The following is a 20,320-nucleotide window of genomic DNA, read 5'->3' as shown; positions in this document are numbered from 1 at the left end:
GGAACGATCTTCAGGCCGGTAAACAGCCAGCTCTAAAAACAAAAAGCGCCGGCCGCGATGGCCGGCACTCTTATTCAATCATTCAGCTATTCAACTTTTATCGAATCCGTTCGATCTCGCTGCCCGCCATCAGGAACGCACCAATGCCCTTCAGGTCATCGGCCACCGTCTTCTCATGGATGTAGTAGTCATACGTACCTTCACGATACGGCTTTCCGCCAAGGCCTGAAACTGCTACCACCCCCGTCAGACTGATGGTGCCATCCGGCAGCGTCTTCACAAACTCCTTCTGAATCCCGGCCCAACCACGCACCGCGTTGGCCTGGTACTTTTTCGGAACCCAACCCATCCGCGCGCCCTTGGCCATGCCGTAGACAAACATCGACGAAGCCGAGGCCTCCACGTAGTTGCCTTCCCGTGTGCCCTTGTCCAGCACATCCCACCACACGCCGGTCTTCTTGTCCTGTACCTTGGCCAGCGCCGCAATGCAGTCATTCAGATCTTTTACCAGCGCGGGCTGCCTGGGGTGGTCCTTCGGGAAGTACTCCAGCACATCCACCAGCGCCACCACGTACCAGCCCATGGCGCGCGCCCAGAACTCCTTGGACAAGCCCGTCTTGGGGTCCGACCAGCGTTCCTTCCGGCTCTCGTCCCAGCCGTGATACATCAGGCCGGTCTTCGGATCGCGCATGTTCTGGTCCATCAGAAGGAACTGCTTGGCAATGTCGTCCCACGCCGCCTTGTCATCAAAGGTCGCGGCATACATGGCGTAGAACGGCTCGGCCATAAAGGCTCCATCCAGCCACATCTGGTTCGGATAGATTGCCTTGTGCCAGAAACCGCCGCTCGGGGTGCGCGGCTGCTCATTCAACTGGGCCCGCGCAAACTTCGCCACCGCCTCGTACTTCTTGTCCTTGGTCTCTCGATACAGCATCAGCGCAGCGCGGCCCATCTCCAGGTTGTCCAGCGAGCGCGCCTCCGGCTTGAAGCTCTTGATCGTGCCCTCTTCATCAATCAGAGAGTCCACGGTCTGCTTCACGTAGTCGAAGTACTTCTTGTCGCCCGACGAGCGCCACTCCGCAGTCAGGCCATCGAGCATGGTGCCCTCTTCATACACCCAGCGGGGAGCGGGGTTGCGCTGAATCACAGCGTCCGCCATCTGGCGCGACGGCGATGTCTGTCCAAACGTCACACCCGCCAGCAGAACCAGCGGCAAACCAAGCATCGATGCAAGTTTCATAGCCATGCCAGCATACAGGATTGGTCAGACCTATTGACAGGAGACGGCCGTCCACAGGTATTGGTTCGACAAGGTTCCGCCCGTGATCTTGAAGTCGATAAAACTGTCCGCCGCCAGGGACAACGATCCGCTTGCGGAGCACGCCGTATATGCCGAGTTCGTTGAACAGCTCAACGCAGAATCGCTCAAAGCATTCGGCGCCGTGCCGCTGCGCAACGTCACCACCACCTGGCCACCGCTTGACGGAGTCACCGCGCTATACACACGAAAGCCGCTGATGGTGCACGCTGCCGGAAGGTAGCCAACCACAACCCCTGTCTCCGTCGCCGCCGCTACATTGGTCCACGGGTTATGGAAGTTCACCGCCGAAGTCACCGTATGCACCGCCGAGATCACACCTCCGCCACCGCCCGATCCACTCACTCCGGCGGCTCCCTGCGGGATGACAAAGTTCAGCACCGCCGCGCTCGATGTTCCCACGTTCGTGACAGAGGCCTGCGATCCCGCCGCTCCCGTTGTCACCGTCCCCACAGTTACTGTTGCTGCGTTTCCAGAAGGCCCCTGTGCACCGGTAACCCCCGTCGCCCCCTGCAAGGAGAGCGGCATCCAGTTCACACCACCATCGGTCGAAGGATCCACGCTGGCCAGGGCAACGCGCGCAATGTAGCTCGATCCCAACCGCGACACGCCATCATTGGCGGCATAGGAGGTTCCCGTCAGCCACACCCCGCGCCAGGTCATCCCCACCGGCCCGGTCGCACCCTGCGCTCCAGTGGCTCCAGTCGTTCCCGCCGCACCGACGGCCCCGGTGGCTCCGGTGAGACCAATCGGTCCCTGAACTCCCTGCGGCCCGGCAGCCCCAGCCGCTCCCGTAACACCCTGCGGGCCTTGCAGGCCCTGCGCCCCGGTCGTTCCTGTGGCTCCCGTTGCTCCATTCACCCCGTTGCTCCCGGCTACAGCCAGCAGCGTCCAGTACGTTCCGCCGGAATCAAACGCCGGATTCACTCCCACACTCGCGCTCGCCGCCAGGTAGCTGCTGCCCTGATAGAAAACAACGTCGTTCTGCGCATAGCCGGAGCCAGCCGTCCATGTTCCCTTCCAACTCAACCCGACGCCGGCAGCACCCGTAGCCCCCGTTGCTCCTGTTACACCTTGCGGCCCCGGCACCCCGGCTGGCCCCTGCGGACCGGCCACTCCCTGGCTTCCCTGCGCTCCCGCAGGCCCTGTGGCGCCCATCGCTCCCACAGCTCCGGCAACGCCCTGAAAGCCCTGCGTTCCGGTGGCACCGGTGGCGCCCGTCGCACCGGCATCGCCATGCAAAGCCAGCACCGACCACTGCGATGGACTGGCCCATGGCGTATTCCCGGCATTGCCCTCCACCAGCGACACATACGTGGACCCATTGAAGGCCACCACGTCACCCTTCCCATAGCCCGTCGCGGTGTCGTAGTTGCCGCGATAGATCAGCCCCGATGTTCCAGTGGCGCCAGTCGCACCAGTCACTCCAGTTGCTCCCGCCACTCCGGCAAGCCCATTGGCGCCCTGCACGCCCTGCGGCCCGGCAAGTCCAGTGGCTCCGGTCGCTCCGGTGGCACCCACAACACCCTGTGCCACCAACGACCACAGAGCAGGGTTCTGATCCGGCACATTGCCCCGGTTGCCATCCACCAGGGACAGGTACGTTGACCCCGCCCAGAACACAGCGTCGCGCGACACATAGTTATGTGCTGCGTCATAGGCTCCGGCAAAGTTCATACCGTTCGCACCGGTTGCCCCGGTCGCACCTAAAGCTCCCGTCGGGCCTGTCACTCCCATTGGCCCCTGTACGCCCTGGATTCCCTGTGAACCCTGCGCTCCGGTGGCACCTGCCGCGCCAGCAGCCCCGGCTGCTCCAGTGACACCTGTCACACCGGTTGCTCCGGTCGCGCCAGTCAGGCCAACGCCCGTGGCTCCCGTTGCTCCGCGCGGGGCCAGCAAGGCCCACCACGATGGACTTGCGTCGGGTGTCTGCCCGTGATTGCCATCGGCAAGGGACAGCCAAGTCGACCCCTGCCAGCTCACCGCAGCGCCCTGCCCATACATCACCATCGAGTCGTACGCGCCCCGGTACACCATGCCCGCAGCACCAGTTGCTCCGGTAGCCCCTGCCGCGCCAGTGGCTCCGGTAGCACCCTGCACGCCGAAGCCCGCCGGTCCCTGCTGCCCGGTTGCACCCGTTACTCCCGTCGCTCCCGTTGTGCCCGCGCTCGCGACCAGCGCCCAGTCCTGCGGGTTCTCCCCGGGCGTATGCCCAGCATTGCCGTCATGCAGGCTTACCCAGGACGACCCCAGCCACTGCACCACATCTCTCTGCGCGTAGTTGGTTCCTGCGATATACAGCCCCTGGTACACCAGTCCCGGAGCTCCCACCGCTCCTGTGGCGCCTACAGATCCCGTTACTCCCGGAATGCCCTGAACTCCCGTTGCGCCGGTAGCACCGGTGGCTCCCACAGCACCAGCCGGTCCGGCCATGCCCGTCGCTCCAATCGCTCCCGTGGCCCCTGTCAGCCCCTGCGGTCCTACCGGTCCGGCCACGCCCTGAACCCCCGTGGCACCCGCCGCTCCTGTGGCTCCAGTGGCTCCCGTTGCGCCGGTAGCGCCTACGCTTCCCGCACCACCGGCCGCCAGCGTGATATCCAACTGCGCGGGATGCCCGGTCAGGTCATTCTCCTTGCTGTCCAGCTGCACATCCGCTCCGCCTGCGGTGACCAAAGCAAGCCCCAAATTACTTGCAGGCGCGGCAATCCATCCCTGCACCGTGCTGGTCAGGTCAAAGGCAACATAGCTGTCCGCGGAACCCACCGAGGCACTGGCTATAGTCGTTCCCAATCCAGGCAGAGAGACACCGGTGACCTCACCTTCCGCCCACGCCGAACCTACCGTCCGCAGTTGGACCGTCCCGGCCGTATTCACGCGGTTCACATAGACCCGCAATACGGCCCGCGTTACCTGGTCCCGCGTCAACCCCGCAGGCAACATCCCCAGGTCAAAACGCAGCAGAGAGGTGTACTCTCCGCTGATCCTCAGATTCGAGATCCCGCCATAATTCACCGAGGTCCGGATATTGGAGACATGCGTATCCGCCGTCAGCAGGGCCTGCGCCCACGCCGGGACACTGGACAACCAGCCGAACAGAAGTCCCGCAATAGGAAAGAGCCTTCTGTGCAATCCATGCACGGCCAGACGCTCTTGCGCCGCCGCCTCCAACGATTCCTGCTCAACGATGCACGTCGCGGCCAGGCCGTCATCTTGGCCGTGCCGGATCCTGACACATACTGGGAGTACTCCCGTTTTAGTATCGCTTTGCGGAAAGAGCAACAAAAATCGTTCCAAAACAGGAGCCGCTTCCATCCCGGACGGCAACTCTGTCATCCTTGTTTTCTATGACCCACCTGCTCGCTGGTAAGCCCGCCCCGGAATCCATTCTTGTCAACACCCCGCGCCTGATTACCGCCTACTACACGCAGAAGCCTGATGTCTCCAACCCCGCGCAGAAGGTAGCCTTCGGCACCAGCGGCCATCGCGGCTCCAGCCTGCACACCAGTTTTAACGAAGACCACATCCTGGCCATCACGCAGGCCATCTGCGAGTTCCGCAAGAGCGAAGGCACCACCGGCCCTCTCTTCCTCGCCGCCGACACGCACGCACTGTCTGACCCGGCCTGGGCCTCGGCGCTTGAGGTTCTTGCCGCGAACGGCGTTGCGACCATGATCGACTCCGAGCGGGGCTACACTCCCACTCCCGCTCTGTCCCATGCCATCCTGGTCTATAACGCCGGTAAAACCTCCGGACTCGCGGACGGGATCGTCATCACGCCGTCGCACAATCCTCCCGAGGACGGCGGCTTCAAGTACAACCCGCCCTCCGGCGGACCGGCCGACACCACCGCCACCAAGTGGATTGAGAACCGCGCCAACGAACTGGTCGCCGCCGGCCTCAACGGCGTGAAGCGCGTCACCCTGGCCAAGGCCCTGGCGGCATCCACCACGCACAAGCACGACTTCGTCAGCGAGTACGTCAACGACCTCGGTTCCGTCATCGACACCGAAGCCATCGCAGCCTCCGGACTTTCCTTCGCCGTCGATCCGCTTGGCGGAGCCGGCGTTGCCTACTGGCCGCGCATTGCGGAAAAGTTCAAGCTGCCACTCACCGTTCTCTCGCAAACTGTTGATCCTACATTCCGCTTCATGACTTGCGACTGGGACGGCAAGATCCGCATGGACTGCAGTTCGCCCTATGCTATGGCTTCACTGATTGCAGGGAAAGACCGCTTCGACGTCACTTTTGCCTGCGACACCGACCACGATCGCCACGGCATCGTCACCCGGTCGACCGGTCTGCTGAACCCCAACCACTACCTCGCCGTCTCCATCCAGTACCTGTTCACGCACCGCCCGGGCTGGAGCGAGAAGGTGGGCATCGGGAAGACGCTGGTCTCCAGCTCCATGATCGACCGTGTCGCCGCCGGTCTGGGCCGCCCAATGCTGGAGGTCCCCGTCGGCTTCAAGTGGTTCGTCGACGGCCTGGTCGACGGCTCCCTCGGTTTCGTCGGCGAGGAGTCCGCCGGAGCCAGCTTCCTACGCAAAGACGGCACCGTCTGGTCCACCGACAAGGATGGCCTGATCCTCGGCCTGCTCGCCGCGGAGATGACCGTCCGCACGGGCAAGGATCCCGGCCAGCTCTACGGCGACCTGACAGCAAAGTATGGCGCTCCCGTTTACCAGCGTATCGACGCGCCGGCCAACCGGGAGCAGAAGGCCAAGCTCGGCAAGCTGAGCCCCTCGCAGGTCACCAGCACCTCGCTGGCCGGCGAACCCATCACAGCCGTGCTCACGGAAGCCCCCGGCAACAAGGCAGCCATCGGCGGCCTGAAGGTTTCCACGGAAAACGGCTGGTTCGCCGCACGCCCGTCTGGAACCGAGGATGTGTACAAGATTTATGCCGAAAGTTTTAGGGGCGAAGACCACCTGAAGCAGATCCAGAAGGAAGCCCAGGAACTGGTAACAGCTGCAATCAGCTAAGGCAACCGGGCATCGGCTCTACTTGCAAAAGTGCAAGCGGAGCCGACACTCGCACGAAGGTCACGCCTTAGAGGTGAAGCGGCACCGAATGTTTTTGCAGATAAAGCACATTGCATTTGGAGCACGCCGGCGAGAGCCCGTTTGCGAAGACCTGACGGATGTTGGCATAGGCATCTGACATCCAGATGTCCTGAAGGGAGTCCTCGTTTAAATCCCCAACGACAAACTCTGAAAAGAATTTGCAGGCGCTGATTTTGCCGGATGGCATGACATCGACTCGAGTGCTCAGCACGGTGCACTCCGTGGCGCATCGCGCGGTCATGGTGCGACCACGTACAAAATCCTCGACTTCGTCGAAGTCCAACTCCGGCTGATATCTCAGACGCATCTTCCACGTCCGCGCGTTGATTCGCTTCAAATCCTCCATCAATGCAGGGACGTTGATAGGACTGACCCGATACTTGAAGGCATCCCACGTATGCCTTTTCGTCCCGGTTCCAGCATCCATGATCGACGGGAAGTTTTCCTGCATAAACCCATCCATATCCTGGGAGGTCTCTTCCGAGATAAACCAGGGGAAGCACAGTAGAACCAGATCAACGCCTTTGTGTTCAAAAAACTCCATCAACTCGTAAAGCCGGTTGATCATACTGTCATTGATGACACAGTGGATCGAAATCTTTCCTTGATACCTCCCTTCCTTCCGCAGCCTGACTAGTTGATCGATCTGCGCCATCACTTTGGAGAAGGAACCTTTGCCACGAAGCGCATCATGCTGGGCCTCAAAACCTTCCACGGCAATCAACAGCTCGAGCTGCGCGGATATCCGGCAGATTGCGTCGATATATTGATCGAGATAGTGCGCGTTGGTGCAGATGATGGTTTCCCGGTTGTCTTCTGCCAGCATCTCAAGAATCTGACCGATGTTCCGATGGAAAAGCGGCTCGCCACCCCAGAGATAAAGACGGGACTTCATCTTCCGAGTCTCTGTTAGCAGCTTTTCGAACACCGCCAGATCAAGGTCCAGCATCTGTTCAGCCTTCTCCATATCCTGGTGATATCCGTCTTCGTTCCACTGGTAGCAATGCTTGCAGCGAAGATTGCACCGGTTCGTCAGCTTGATTCCGAGCACCTGCGGCAGTTCATCCTGGTAGCGCTTTCGCAGCCGTTGCGCTTCCACATTCATACGCAAAGTGCGTCGCATAATTTCGAGGCGTTGAGCGTTGAGTTCGAGTTTGCTTTCCGGCTGCATATTCGCCTTCCTTCTCTGCACAAAGAAACACAACCAACTGCCGTTCACAGCTATTTCAAAACGCAATCGCTAAGAAACCAGGTTGTGCCCGGCCTGTCCCTCTCCAATGGAGACGTACTGTACCGCTTCGCGTGCTCCTTCGGGAGGTTTCTCGTTGTAAAACAGGCAGCACGCCTGGCAGATTGGAAAAAGCTTCTTGCGAAGGTGGTTGCGGTACTTGACATATTTCTCGCCCCGCCAGATCTCCCCAATCGAAGATTGATACACGTTCCCCAACGTAAGGTCGTAGAAAGCATGACAGGACGTCACATCGCCGCGAGCGTTAATTTCCGTGCTGACCCAGGGGAAAGAACAACGCTTTTTGACGCGCGACATGGAAAACCAGTCGGCGCTGAAGTACTTCCGAATGTTCTCTTCGCTTGGGTCTTTAGGATAGGTATTGAGATAAATTCCGGCGCGGTGACAGTGCTCCGAAAGCTTGGCAATCTGCTGCGCAATCCGCCGGAAGTCCATATCTGCAAACTGTTCCGGGTTGGCGACAAATCCTTTGGCAAGAGGCGCGGTCAACACGCCAAACTCCTGCTGCAACACTTTTTCGTAACTCCTGTGATTGTCCTGCGTCATGTAGCTTTGCAGCTCTAATGAGATGCAGTCGAGTTTGCCGAGATCGAGTGCCTCGAAAAAAAGGTCTTCGATATGGAGATGATTTGTCGGTGTAACGCAGAGGCCCACGCCGATATGCGGATAAGGAGACCCTTTCTTGCTTCGAAGGGCATGCACCTTATCCATCCCTTTGACGGCCTTCTCGAAAACTCCTTCTCCTCTTTGCCTGTTATTGATCTCCGGAGGGCCATCCAGAGAGACCCATAGCTTGTCCGGTTCTGTCGCAACAAGCATCTCCGCCATCTGCTCCAGAAGAGTTCCATTCGTTGGCAGGTGCACACGGCTTCCCGCACGCTGAATCGCGAAGAGAACTTCTTCGATATGGGGGTACATCAGAGGTTCGCCGCCGAACAGTTCGTAGTACGGACGAACAGGTTCGCACTCTTTGATGATGGCTTTGATAACGTCCAGGTCAAGTTTCTTCAGCGACGTCTTTTCCCTGTAAGCTCCCGAATCGCCCCATTCGTAGCACATGTGGCACCGCAGGTTGCAGTGCTCCAGCAGCTGAAGAAAGATCCAGCGAGGAAGTGGAGAGTTCAGGGCACTCGACGAAACGACTCCATCGCTCATTGCGCGACCTCCTGCATATCTTCGATCAATGTTGATACGTACTCCGCGATACGCTCTTTACGCTCCATCAACCGGGAATGCATCGTCTCCAGAATGGAGTTCGCATAGCCGGCAGCAGCCCAATCGCGGTAAGAAATACCAAATCCCTGTGCAGACCACACGTTTGCATTGGCTTCTTCGTGCGCACCAAAAGGCTCCAGCATCACCAGCGGGGTACATGAACCCAGAGAGTCAATCAACGTTCCAGCTCCCGGCTTACTGACAATGGCAGATGCACTTCGAATCAGTTCGTACAGGCCATGCGAACCACTTTGAACCGAAATACGTGTCTCGTCCAGGCCGGTGCTAAGTATTCCGGGCGGAGGGAATCCGCAGTCACCACCAGTTTCCAGATGCCAGGGTCTCCAAAACGGATCTTCGGAGAAGTAGCGGCGGCGGCTCGTGGCATCCGGATCTGGCACTTGCGGTCCGTAGCTCACCATGTCCAGCGCAAAACCCGCGGACTCCAATTCTGCAACGCGATCCCTGTAGGTGCCAATGCCCCATCCGCCACCGTGAACAACCAGCCTGCGATTTCGCTTGTCAAACGGCAGTGCAGGAACCGTGCTGGTATTGACCCTGTAATTGATCTGCATTGCGCCCACGTCGTATAGCTGCACCACCCGGTAAGGAGCTTCATAGTTCGGCACAAGCTTTCGCACCTGCTTCCACGAGGGGGAGTCATCCGCATCCAGATGCAGCAGATCGACTAACAGCTCGACATCCGGGCGTTGCTGGCGATAAATGTCCAGAACATGTACCCAGTGTCCCGACAGGCATATAAAGCTCCGTCGATCTTCCGCATGCCATCGCGCAAGTGTCGAACGCAAACGTTCCGAATCAATGTTATTGCGGATATCGTTGGGGATGCGTTGCGAAGCAAGCGCGACTTTGAAGTCTTTCGCATACGCATCCCGGGTTCTATCAACCGCGCTCAGCTTCGACTCTTCGATCAGGCTCTCGAAGACCTCCGACCGAGCCGGAACATCCAGGCTGCGGAGATGGTTGCGGATCAGAATCCCAGGAATATAGAACCCCAGTCCGAACCCGGAACAGAGCACGGTAACAGGGCCTGAAGAGGTCCGGGTGTGCAAAGAATGCTCGATCTCTAGCCCCCTTCCAATAGAACGGAGATGATTTCTAAAGCTGCCTGCTCAATAACCTTTGGTCCAGCAAGGCCTGGATCGAAGAAGATCATGGAACCCTTTGTTTCTCTATAACCGCGATGACATCGGTCTGCGGCACGAAGAGATTGTAGTTCGTCACGTGCAACTGCCGGACACAATTCACAGATACCAGTTTCAGCGAATCCGGAAGAACCTGGGATACATGCTTCTCAAACGATCTCTGCGTAAATCGCCAGATCACTCCATCAATCGAGGAATTCGCCATGTATCCGTTTGAGAACTCCTCGGCTCGACTCTCCAGGATCACCGGGTCTACAACAAGAATCACCCCTCCGGGTCTCAAGACCCGGGAGCATTCCTGAAATGCCTTGCGATGCTGGCGTACGTGATGAAAGCTCCTCGCAAAAAGAACCACGTCAAATGACTCGTCCGGAAACGGGGTTCCTTTGTCGATATAGCCTTGCACGCATGTCGAAAACCTCTTCAACCTCATGCCGGTTTTCAAAGAATGACCATTTGGATCGAAGTTCGTGAACCTGATATCGGTGCGGCTACGCAATTGCTTGTTCAACAAACCTGTTCCGCAACCCACCTGCAGCACATCGCCGGAAAAATTCGGCAATGCCTTATATACGTGATGTGGAATGGGGAAATTCTGCGCAAACATCGCCACTTCATACAGGATGGGATACCGCTCGAGCAGCCTGACGATCACACTTGTGTAGAAAGGATTCTTCCTGGTTTTACGCTTGAAGTCCCACCGGTTCAGGTAATAAATGGGGCTTAGCAAGCCGAATAGAACAGCAAAGGATGCGTAAAGCAGGAAAACACTGAAACGATTTGGCGTCACATCAGGCATCCTGGCCGTGGAGAGAATCTCAAGAGACTGTTCACTCTGGTTACTGACATGAGACATAGTTTGCAATGTTCCTCTCATCGAGCGGGAAGTGCTTGTCTATCTCTGTTTAAACTCTTACCTGGAAGCCGGATTGCTGCATCGCGGTGGTGAGGTCTGCCAATAAAGCGGAACGCTGCTCCACCGCTTCGTAAACGACCTCCACGTAAAGACGGCCTCTTACTTTTCCCTGGGAAGATTCCGGGAAAAGCGTTCCGCTGGTAAGAGGGATGATTCCAGCCCCTTGTCCCGCTTCAAAAAGCAATCCACTCTGCCGCAACGCATGAAGCAAGTCCGTGAACCCGATGCTCCCATCATGGGCCGCCGCAATCGAAGTTAACGAGCCTGTCTTCCCTTCCCGCGCAAGATGCTGATCCATGGCATGTTTGATCAGACTCATGGATCGCCGGGCGTTGATCTCAACGAGCGGTATCAAGCTTCCATCCTGCAGCCACATTGAGTCGACGCAAACATGCCCGAAGTAGCCGTCCGCATAGAGTTTTTTCCCGATTTCCTCCATCTGACGGAAGTATTCTTCGCTTTCCAGCTTGGCCAAGAGATCGGCGCCAGGAGATGTCGACATCCCAAAGGCGAGCCCATCGTTGACGAGATGCTGAACGGATATCAGGTGAAACGAGCCATCCTTGCCCACCTGGAACTGGCAGGAGAAATCCAGTTTCTTTGCAAGGTATGGTTCAAGAACGAAGCGAACGTGCTTCCCCTGCTGGACCTGTCCGGAGAGATACTGCGCAATACGTTCCAACGAGCCTTGCTGGGTGATGATCTGGTTTCCTTTGCCCGATACGCCGTAGTCATCCTTGATAAGGAATGGCCCGCTGACCAGCAGTGCTGTTCCCTCACGTAGCAGGGCCTCGACACTGTCGACAAGCAGTCCGACATTCCCGATACCAACGACCTCTCTCACTTCCAGGCAATAGCTCTTCGTATTGATGCGCTGTACGGCATCCTCCGCAGGAAACGTGGAACACAGACCATAGCGCTGCGCCACACCGGCAATCCCCGATACTACGGCAAAAGGCTCAAGTTCATCGGCCACCGACAGGAAATCCGTAAGTTGCCCATCGATGTCACGCTCCTCAAGGGACTCATACGGATTCGAACGGCCGCGCGCGCGCAATGCAGGGACGAGATCGAAGCGGTTTCGCTCGAACTGAAATCCGATTGCATTGAGATACTCCACGTGCGAATCATTCATGCGGCGCGTGGTCAGCACACGATCCTGGGGGGAGCACAGAGCAAAAAGGAGTTCATCCATCGCCTGAATGACATGCGATGCCGCGGGATCCGGCAAAGACGGAAGCACAGCAAGACAGGATGGCCGCCAGAATGTCTCTGCCTCAAAAGGTCCGCAGAAGACGCGAGAACTCACACCGTCTCCAGGCCCTTGATATAGCTTGCAAAGCTACCCAGTGTGCTCAAGTGATCCATATCGAATGTGTCAAAGTCGACTTCGACTCCAAACTCACCTTCGACCAGCAGGATCAGGTTGATCGTCTGCAGCGAATCCAGACCGACCTCCTCCAGTAGATTGCTGGAGCTCTTCAGTCTTGTTGGGAGTGTGCTATCTCCCTTCACTTGTGCAATCAACGCAGAGATTTTCTCTTCCACAGAAAGCCCTTTCATTCGGAGTGGTGAAACTCAATTCTCTTTATGGCAGATCGACTACGTTCCGGGTGATTCTGATCAGGATCATGCTATTTCTTCGTGCGCCACATCCAAACAAAACGTTTCGAAAATATGAATGAAAACCCAGCACACAAAGAACGATGAAGAAAGTCAGGAGGATAATATCTGCTCTCCTGCGGTCTTGTCACACCTTGTCTTACACAGGCATTTCGCGCGGCTCCGAATCAGTTATGGGCTGGGATGAGCCCCGCGAAGCACACTCCTCGTCCCGGCACATCAGTCTTTCAATACCTTGATGCTCTTCTCCGCAATCGGGCGAAACGCTCCCTTGGAAACACGGCCTTTCAAACCTTCCGGGCGCGATACGCTTCTGTAATGGAACACGTAGCTTTGCGGAACCATCACCGCTTCCAGTCCCAGGGCATACCAGCGTCTTTGCAGTTCAACTTCGTTGTGTTTCAAAGGGAAAGCCGGATTGAAGACGGCGGTCTGGTCAAAAGCCCCGGCCCACCATGTCTGCGTTTGTGCAGCCAGGCAGAACCCATTCAGAGAGCATTCAATAGGCCCGATCCTGCACAGCGCTAACAGGCTTGAAATCGCCGAGATGCTTTCCACTGAATCATCAATCGGACATTCTTCCCCAGCAAGGAAAGGCCGCACATTCTGCCATGGACAATGCCCGGGAGCATTTGTCATCGGTCCTACCAGCGATGCACCGGCATCTAAGGCAGATATCAAATGCGTCAGAGATCCAGGAGAGAACACAAGATCGCTGTTTGCGCAGACCGCGTACTGATAGCCCTCTTCCCGCGCGATTGAAAGTCCTTTATTCCAAGATCGAGTCAGGCCTTCACGCGTTTCGAAGTGATGCTTGCGGCAATCAGGATCTGGAAAGCAATCCCAATCCACCGCATCCCATTCTTCACTCGCATCGTCAATCACAACGTAGTCAACAGGTGCGTTTTTCTTGGCCCCTTCCAGCGATGCCACAGTTCGATAAACAAAATCAAACTGCCCACACGAAGGCACAATCACCAAAATGTCAGAAGCAGGCAATCAAGTTCCTCCACCTGAGAGAGAAAACCTTGTCAGGCTATCTCCTACTTTTGGATCAAAACATCTGAACCGCAAAAAAAATTGATACACGAGCATATCACCGGCACATAGACCTGGCGCAATCATCCGGACTCTTTTCAACTCAATGCCTTAAGGATCGGCGACCCACTCTCACTCTGCGAAGTTATCGCGGGTGGCGAGACTCTTCCGTCTTCCCGCCGGCAGATGAAATAGTCCAGGAAGGCTTCACGGAGCCGGCTGGGAACACCCTGCGCAAACTGCAGAAGACCATCTTCTCTTCTCAGCACGGTCTTAGGTATATCGACATCCTTCAGCAGTAAATTTCGGGGAACATACGCACGGTCTCTCTCTGCACCATGCCATTCATGGACGACCGCCCCTGGAATCACGCTTGCCCCGCCGTTGCTACGTACCCATTCGGTAAGATGCTTCGTCCAGGTTTTCCATTGCGGATAATGCACCCACTTCGGAATCTCTTCCCCCAAGCAGGCCGCGGCGAAGAGGGCGTCCCCGCTGCCAAGGATGGCCAACTCACACAAGCCCCCTGCCTCACGCCACATGCTTCTGCGCGCCGCCCATGCAAACCCAGGATGATTTATGCCCATCTTCAACGTTCCGTCGGCCATTGTGCTTCTGGAGCAGCGGATGCAGCGGCCATCCTCATCCGTCCACCAGGCTTCTGAAAATAACTGCACAACTGGATAGAACTCCAACTGTCTTTGTGCTTGTTCGACCCAATCTTCCGACATAAAGAACACATCCGGGTCAATCCATGCCAGGCAGTCGTATTCAGGAGGAACCAGCCCGGCCGCCAGGTTCAGAAGGTTTTCCTTGTGCCACAACACATTGCGCTTATCCGTCCGAAACTGGAAAACGGCAGGGCCGGCCGGCAGGAAAAACTCCTGGTCCTCGTAGGCAAGTTCAGCGACGAACACCGGTATCTTCTTCGCCTCAAGCTGGCGAAGAAAACGAAGCAGGTTGCGGCGCGGAACATGGAATCCCGCCGAGTTGAAATGGCTGCAGATCACGGCTATTTTCACGTTGCTCTCCTTAGCCTGTCCTGTCAGATACAAATGCGTACCAAGTCTACCGCGTACCTTCTACAAACTGCCTGGTGTGCGATCCTTCAATAAAAGGGAGAGCCGCTGAAGACTCGCTATTACCTCGTCCAGGCAAACGCCGAAATCGATAAGGCAGGCGATTTCATCCACCCCGTACTCGTGCAGCTCTGCCGCGCGCGTCCTGCAGTGCTCGAGAGGTCCGATAAAACTCAACGGACTTGCTAGGTCGCTCCTGGCCTGTGCCCTGATGATGAAACGGCTTTCTCGATCTCCGAGCTGCGAAAATCCTCGTTCGTCCTGCAGACCAGCCGAGTTGTCTTTCTGTAACTGCAGATTGATCGAGAGGTAGCGCAGCAAAGCTGGCTCAGCAATCGCAGAGATAGCATCCCAGTCTTCTCCCACAAACGTATGGGCCATCAACGTAACATGGCCTCGCCGGTTGTGGTGCTCCTGCATCGTGGCGCGGTACAGCTTTACCTTGCGAATGAACTCCGGAAGATTGTGATTGACCGCATAGCTCCCGGTAAGGATGTTCAAGCCCATCCTTCCAGCCTGCAGAAACGTATCGTCGGAGCGGCCCGTCACCCAGACCGGAAGTTCAGCCTGAATAGGCCTGGGCAGAATGCCCACCTCCGTCATCACGCCAGCACCATTTGGACGGCAGATCTTCTCCCCTCGCCAAAGGCTTTTTACGAGAGCGATCTTCGTGTAGAGCTCCTCGTTGCGATCCTGGTAGCATCCGGGATTCAGGACAAAGTCGTTCACATGCCACCCGGATGCAGCGGCAATCGCAACTCGCCCCTGAGAAAGGTTATCCACCATGGACCACTCCTCTGCAACGCGGAGGACGTCCTGCAAAGGAAGCACGACACTTCCGGCTCGTATCGATATCCGCTTGGTCACCATCGCCAGGGCTGCGCCTGTGACCGAAGGATTTCCGTAAAGCCCGCCAAACCGTTGAAAGTGCCGTTCGGGTGTCCAGATAGCTGTAAACCCGTGTTCATCAGCAAACTTCGAGGTCTCCAGCAGCATGCGATATTTCTCATCCGGCTGCTCTGAAGCGTCGGCGCTGAAAAAGAACAGGCTCAACTCTGGTATCACTCGTCCCCCTTCTTCTCTGCTCTGAAGTTTGACCGATATCGTTTCTGGAAACCTGAATACGCTGGAGAGGGTGGGACTACTGGATAAGCAAGTCTGCTAAGCCGGCCCTTTTGCAGCAGGTCAACTCTAACATTTCATTCCTGCACAACGCGTCTGAGAAATAGAGGATTCTTGCTATCTGAAGAACTCCTATTGGCGAACGATTGCCTTCTATCGTTCACTGAGAATCGCGTAGGATGATCTGGAAGTTTCCATGCGAAATCTGAACCACACCTGCAAGGAGGCAGTTACTGCAAGGCATGAAGGCTGATGTCTCACGGATTCTACATACCATTCCAGAATTAGCCTGGGTCCAGGTAGACGCACACGGGGTTGAATACATCCCCCCTCGCTACAATTTGTGCAAGGCACGATCTCGCTTTGTTCTGAAATTCCTCACCCAGCAAGGGGCCCTGAAACGGCTTCAGGGAGAGTTCTTCGTGTGCCTGTACGATGGCTGGCGAGAATACTCCACGCCCTTCGCGAATCCCACCTTTGTTCCATGGAGCGACGTGGATCCTGCCCGGTTTACAGGCCTTGGATCCATGGGGGAGCCCCGCTTCATGCATCTGGATTCAAACGGGATTTTCCCAGTGCTTCCTCTGCCCGTGCTGGCATTCTGCAGGCACAGGGGTGATACGAATACACTCCTGATTCCTGATCCGCATTTCTTGAATACCAGGTTCCAGAACTACCGGCAGCAGATTGACCTGCATGACCTGCCCTGGGAGGCCAAAGCCGAGATACTTTTCTGGCGGGGTCGCAAACATATCACCAACTACCCGCAACAGATTGATCCACACCCCAGGGAATACATCACATCGGGCCATTGGCCGTTCGTGGACGCCTGCTACTCGAAGGACATACCGATCTCCGAGCAGCTCGGCTGTAAATACATTCTGGACGCCGATGGTTTTGTGAATGCCTGGAGCGGATGCTTCTGGAAGCTCTATGCGAACTCGGTCCCTGTGAAATTCAGATCCCATTGGGAGCAGTGGTACTACCCTTCTCTTCGTGATCGTGAGAACGTCATCTTCACCGATCTCGATCTCGAGACCACCTATGACTGGCTCAGAAACAACGATGCAGAAGCAAGCAGAATCGCGATGGCCGGCAGGCAGGTAGCGGCACGGCTTACCTACGAATATGCATGCGAAGAGTACCTTGTCGCCTAGCGTAGGAACACCCATTCTCCAAAAGGAAAGCGACATTCGTATGCCGAACAAAGGACGCATCATCTATGCCTGCCCGGACAACCCCAATCCGTCAGGAGGTGTACGCAGACTCTACCGGCATGTGGAGATTCTGACGCGCAATGGGGTAGAAGCCTACGTGATGCATCAGTCGCGGGCATTCGCAATCACCTGGTTCGAGACGGACGCAAAGATCCTCTACCTCGACGACCGCCCTGAATTTCTACCAACAGACACGATCGTCATCTCCGAGGTGATGACACGCCTGATGATCGATTTGCGCTCCTCTGTTGCGAAAAGGATCGTGTATGCCCTGAACTGGGCCAACATCTTCAAATACATGCCCATCGGCATCAACTGGCCCAAGCTTGGCATCACAGAAGCCATCGCCGGCAGCCAGTACGAACGACATTTCATCCTGGAGTCGATGGGGATCGACGCCCCTGTTATCGCCTCCGGCACTGACTCAACGTTGTTCAGCCCCGCCCCGGAAAAGCACCTCCAGATCGCCTACATGCCGCGCAAGGAGTGGCTGGCGCCGGCGATTTTAGGCACCTTTCGCTCCATGTGTCCCGAGCATTGCATGGTCCCCTTTGTCGAGATCGGAAGCGCCTCCCATAAGGAAGTCGCAAAATACCTCACGAAGGCAGCCATCTTCCTGTCCGCTACCTTTCCCGAGGGTCTCGCCCGACCACCACTGGAAGCGATGGCAAGCGGCTGCATCGTCGTTGGCTTCAACGGACGCGGCGCGGCGGAGTACATGAAGCATGGCTATAACTGCTATGTTGCCGAAGATGGTGACATTCTTGGCGCGGTCCATGGATTGAAACGAGCTGTAGAAGAGATCCAAACGGGTGCCGCTCAACCCATGGCGGCGGCAGCCAGGGCAACCGCTCTGCAGTATGACCTTGCTACCGAAGAAAAACGTGTGCTGAGTTACTGGGAACGCCGGTTGTCGCTTGTGGGCTAACGAATTCGGCGCCAGAACCGTGCTTTATCGTGAGTGATGGTTGGCTGATAGTACGTTTCCATCAACTCAATGAACTCTCCCTGCTGCTGTTGCGCTTTCTTCGAGTGGCCAGGGAGCGCAAAGTACCGATCATCTCCATACGGATAACAGGAGGTGAAGATGTATTGCACCCCGTTATCGATGCAGGCTTTCGCAATGTCGACTGGATCATTCACGTGTTCCAGCACTTCGCCGAACACCACCAACTCGCGGCCGCGAAACAGCTCGTCGTAGGATGTGGGCATGCGGTAGGCTAGCGGCTGGAGACCTTCACGGGTATACCGGAACTCCGCAAAGTTGATTGCGCTCTCGTTATCGTAGATCGCAACGGAGGCTCCCCGCCTTGCAAAGTAAAGACCATAGTCCGAGACAAGACACCCGAAGTCGAGCATCCTCAATCCCTGGATGGAGACATCGATAGAGGACAAGGCCTTCTCAACATACCTGGCCTCATGGTAGCGGGAGTAGTCGAGCATTGTCCTGATAATGCCGGGGTCGATCTGATTGGCACGACAGGTCGCAGACTTCTCAGGCCCGTGCGGCAGCGCAAGAATGGGCAACAGGATGTCGGCCACCCCTGCGTAGTATTCCTTCACACTCTGAAGACGATCTTCATTCGGCACCATTTCGTCCGCAACCATACACTCTCCTCTTCATAGCTGCGCCTTCGCTTGTTCCAGAAAAAATCGGCCCGGACCGTTGCCGCTGAGATCTAGAAATTCGACCAGAACCTGACCACCGTCTCTTCTTCTCTTTCCAGCGAATAGCGATGCGCTGTTGCGATCGCCTCTTGCTGCATTGCGCCAGATCGATGCTCTAGAAAGTCCTGCACTGCAACGCTCAGAAGCTCAGCCGCACGCAGAACGTCACCGTCATCGGCAAGATAGCAGTTCTTTCCATGGTCCATACACTCCAGCGATCCATGTCCGGCAAAACCCACCACAATATTGCCGCAGGCCATGGCCTCCAGGGTCTTTCGCGACAGACCTTCGGGAAAGGTGTGCGCCAGGAAGATCGCACTCTCGGCGAAAATTGCGCTTACTTCCGCATGTGGAAGCATCTCCATGGGAACAAATGGAATAGACGAATATTGCGGAAACTTAGCTCGGAAGACTGCCATGATCAAGTGAACGTAATCAGGATTCTTCCGCGGCATGTACGTAATCATGCAGCGCTTTTCTTTGGCTGGCGCAAATAGCTCCGTATCAATCCCAGACACGATCGTCGTACTTTCAATCCCCATGGTCGAAAGAATGAAGTCATGTTCATAGACGCTTCCCGCGATGGCGTGTGTAATGCCGAACGTCCGCCAATCTTCACCCACACGCGCATTGCGAAAGATGTTTGCCCAGTTAAGAGCAATCACCAGCCTTCGGCACGGTAGAGTCATCGAAGCTCGCATGGTTTTGACATGTCCTTCAGGAATTACCAGGACATCGTCTGCGAAGAACTCGTAGTCCTCAGTCCAATAATCGACAAGAGCTGTCGACGAGAACCAGGGATTTTTATAGGTGGGATTATGATGCAGCATGCGCGCATCGAACCCATGCTTGCGAAGCACTTCAACATGCCTGTAAAGGCGCCGCATACCGCCGGCAGGAATCTCTAAATCGAGGCACTCGTACAGAATTCGTCCCATTGACTCGCTTTCCGGGGGTCCTTTGCGGTTTCGTGGAAATGCGTGAACCAAGGCATAGCCTTTGCTGGCTACGATGCAGCAACCGGCATCTTACGAACCCAGGAATGCGTCATCACACGGATACCATCTTTCCCGAAGATCTCGTCGACTGCCTTGATCACGCCCGGGTGATGATCGTCATAGTCATGGCCTGCAATGGTTCCACCGGGCTTCACCTTCGGCAACCATGCTTCAATATCCTGTTTGACCTTTTTGTATTGGTGGCACGCATCGATGTACACAAAATCGAGCGATCCATCCTCGAACTGCTTTGCCGTATCGGTTGAATCTCCGACGATCGGCTTCACCATGTCTGCAACACCGCACTTCGCGAGGTTTTCACGGAATACGTGAAAGAAGCTTCCGCCGAATTCCATGGCCTGTTGAGGCAGCGGAGCATTCGACCCTTCCGCGGTGAAGTTGTCAATCGCGTACATGGTCACATCCCTGTTACCTTGCCGAATCTTAGACGCCATGTAGGCAGAAGATGCCCCCAGCCATGTTCCAATCTCCACGAACACAGCACCATCTGGCGCCTCGTTAAGAACCAGGTCATAGACGTCTTCAAATGAAAAATGATTCGGGATGTCTTTGTAGGTAAACATAGGGATCTCAACAGTAGAAGCCTTATAGCATCTCAAAGAACGCGAAGTCAAAAACTATTTCTCT

17 protein-coding genes are annotated in these 20,320 nt (G+C 56.5%); 3 read left to right on the top strand and 14 right to left on the bottom strand.

Features of this window, described 5'->3' with window-relative positions:
- Positions 1 to 97 precede the first annotated feature (97 nt).
- Positions 98 to 1,240 (bottom strand): glycoside hydrolase family 88/105 protein, encoded by a 1,143-nt coding sequence (locus OHL13_RS04485; RefSeq protein WP_263408911.1) that lies wholly within the window; start codon positions 1,238 to 1,240, stop codon positions 98 to 100.
- A 30-nt stretch (positions 1,241 to 1,270) separates the two neighbouring features.
- Positions 1,271 to 4,402: a DNRLRE domain-containing protein gene (locus OHL13_RS04480; protein WP_263408910.1), complete on the bottom strand. Its 3,132-nt coding sequence runs from the start codon at positions 4,400 to 4,402 to the stop codon at positions 1,271 to 1,273.
- Positions 4,403 to 4,662: 260 nt separating this feature from the next.
- Between OHL13_RS04480 and pgm the strand changes: the two genes are divergently transcribed.
- Positions 4,663 to 6,300, top strand: a complete 1,638-nt coding sequence (pgm, locus tag OHL13_RS04475) for a phosphoglucomutase (alpha-D-glucose-1,6-bisphosphate-dependent) (protein WP_263408909.1) — start codon at positions 4,663 to 4,665, stop codon at positions 6,298 to 6,300.
- A 67-nt stretch (positions 6,301 to 6,367) separates the two neighbouring features.
- On the opposite strand, the gene OHL13_RS04470 is transcribed toward pgm, so the two are convergent.
- The 9 genes from OHL13_RS04470 to OHL13_RS04430 form a co-directional block, all read right to left on the bottom strand.
- The gene (locus OHL13_RS04470) at positions 6,368 to 7,552 is read right to left on the bottom strand and encodes a radical SAM protein (protein WP_263408908.1); all 1,185 of its coding nucleotides are present in this window, start codon (positions 7,550 to 7,552) and stop codon (positions 6,368 to 6,370) included.
- A gap of 69 nt (positions 7,553 to 7,621) precedes the next feature.
- Positions 7,622 to 8,785 (bottom strand): radical SAM protein, encoded by a 1,164-nt coding sequence (locus OHL13_RS04465; protein ID WP_263408907.1) that lies wholly within the window; start codon positions 8,783 to 8,785, stop codon positions 7,622 to 7,624.
- Positions 8,782 to 9,654, bottom strand: coding sequence for a glycosyltransferase family protein (locus OHL13_RS04460; protein ID WP_263408906.1), 873 nt, complete (start codon positions 9,652 to 9,654; stop codon positions 8,782 to 8,784). Before OHL13_RS04460 ends, OHL13_RS04465 begins: the two co-directional genes overlap by 4 nt.
- 364 nt (positions 9,655 to 10,018) lie before the next feature.
- Positions 10,019 to 10,867, bottom strand: a complete 849-nt coding sequence (locus OHL13_RS04455; RefSeq protein WP_263408905.1) for a class I SAM-dependent methyltransferase — start codon at positions 10,865 to 10,867, stop codon at positions 10,019 to 10,021.
- 49 nt (positions 10,868 to 10,916) lie between these two features.
- Entirely contained in the window at positions 10,917 to 12,236 is a 1,320-nt protein-coding gene (locus OHL13_RS04450) for a hypothetical protein (RefSeq protein ID WP_263408904.1), read from the bottom strand.
- A complete protein-coding gene (locus tag OHL13_RS04445) occupies positions 12,233 to 12,475 on the bottom strand; it encodes an acyl carrier protein (protein WP_263408903.1) in 243 nt (80 codons plus the stop codon). Before OHL13_RS04445 ends, OHL13_RS04450 begins: the two co-directional genes overlap by 4 nt.
- A 294-nt stretch (positions 12,476 to 12,769) precedes the next feature.
- On the bottom strand, positions 12,770 to 13,549 hold the full coding sequence (locus tag OHL13_RS04440) for a glycosyltransferase family 2 protein (RefSeq protein ID WP_263408902.1): 780 nt from the start codon (positions 13,547 to 13,549) through the stop codon (positions 12,770 to 12,772).
- A gap of 137 nt (positions 13,550 to 13,686) precedes the next feature.
- A complete protein-coding gene (locus OHL13_RS04435; RefSeq protein ID WP_263408901.1) occupies positions 13,687 to 14,610 on the bottom strand; it encodes a hypothetical protein in 924 nt (307 codons plus the stop codon).
- Between the two features lie 60 nt (positions 14,611 to 14,670).
- Positions 14,671 to 15,720, bottom strand: coding sequence for a MupA/Atu3671 family FMN-dependent luciferase-like monooxygenase (locus tag OHL13_RS04430; RefSeq protein WP_263408900.1), 1,050 nt, complete (start codon positions 15,718 to 15,720; stop codon positions 14,671 to 14,673).
- A 311-nt stretch (positions 15,721 to 16,031) separates the two neighbouring features.
- On the opposite strand from OHL13_RS04430, the gene OHL13_RS04425 reads away from it, so the two are divergent.
- Both OHL13_RS04425 and OHL13_RS04420 read left to right on the top strand, forming a co-directional pair.
- Positions 16,032 to 16,946 carry a glycosyl transferase family 90 gene (locus OHL13_RS04425; protein ID WP_263408899.1) on the top strand — a complete coding sequence of 305 codons (915 nt, stop codon included), beginning with the start codon at positions 16,032 to 16,034 and terminating at the stop codon, positions 16,944 to 16,946.
- 40 nt (positions 16,947 to 16,986) lie between these two features.
- Positions 16,987 to 17,934 (top strand): glycosyltransferase, encoded by a 948-nt coding sequence (locus tag OHL13_RS04420; RefSeq protein WP_263408898.1) that lies wholly within the window; start codon positions 16,987 to 16,989, stop codon positions 17,932 to 17,934.
- Here OHL13_RS04420 and OHL13_RS04415 read toward each other — a convergent pair.
- From OHL13_RS04415 to OHL13_RS04405, 3 genes are all read right to left on the bottom strand, one after another.
- Positions 17,931 to 18,614: a class I SAM-dependent methyltransferase gene (locus OHL13_RS04415; RefSeq protein ID WP_263408897.1), complete on the bottom strand. Its 684-nt coding sequence runs from the start codon at positions 18,612 to 18,614 to the stop codon at positions 17,931 to 17,933. The genes OHL13_RS04420 and OHL13_RS04415 overlap by 4 nt on opposite strands.
- Positions 18,615 to 18,685: 71 nt before the next feature.
- Positions 18,686 to 19,612: a glycosyltransferase gene (locus tag OHL13_RS04410; protein WP_263408896.1), complete on the bottom strand. Its 927-nt coding sequence runs from the start codon at positions 19,610 to 19,612 to the stop codon at positions 18,686 to 18,688.
- 68 nt (positions 19,613 to 19,680) lie between these two features.
- Positions 19,681 to 20,256: a class I SAM-dependent methyltransferase gene (locus OHL13_RS04405; RefSeq protein ID WP_263408895.1), complete on the bottom strand. Its 576-nt coding sequence runs from the start codon at positions 20,254 to 20,256 to the stop codon at positions 19,681 to 19,683.
- Positions 20,257 to 20,320: the final 64 nt, after the last annotated feature.

This window comes from Terriglobus tenax (genome assembly GCF_025685395.1).
GTDB classification, from domain to species: domain Bacteria; phylum Acidobacteriota; class Terriglobia; order Terriglobales; family Acidobacteriaceae; genus Terriglobus; species Terriglobus tenax.
Note: the sequence above shows the minus strand (reverse complement) of the source record. Positions and strands in the feature narration are given on the sequence as shown.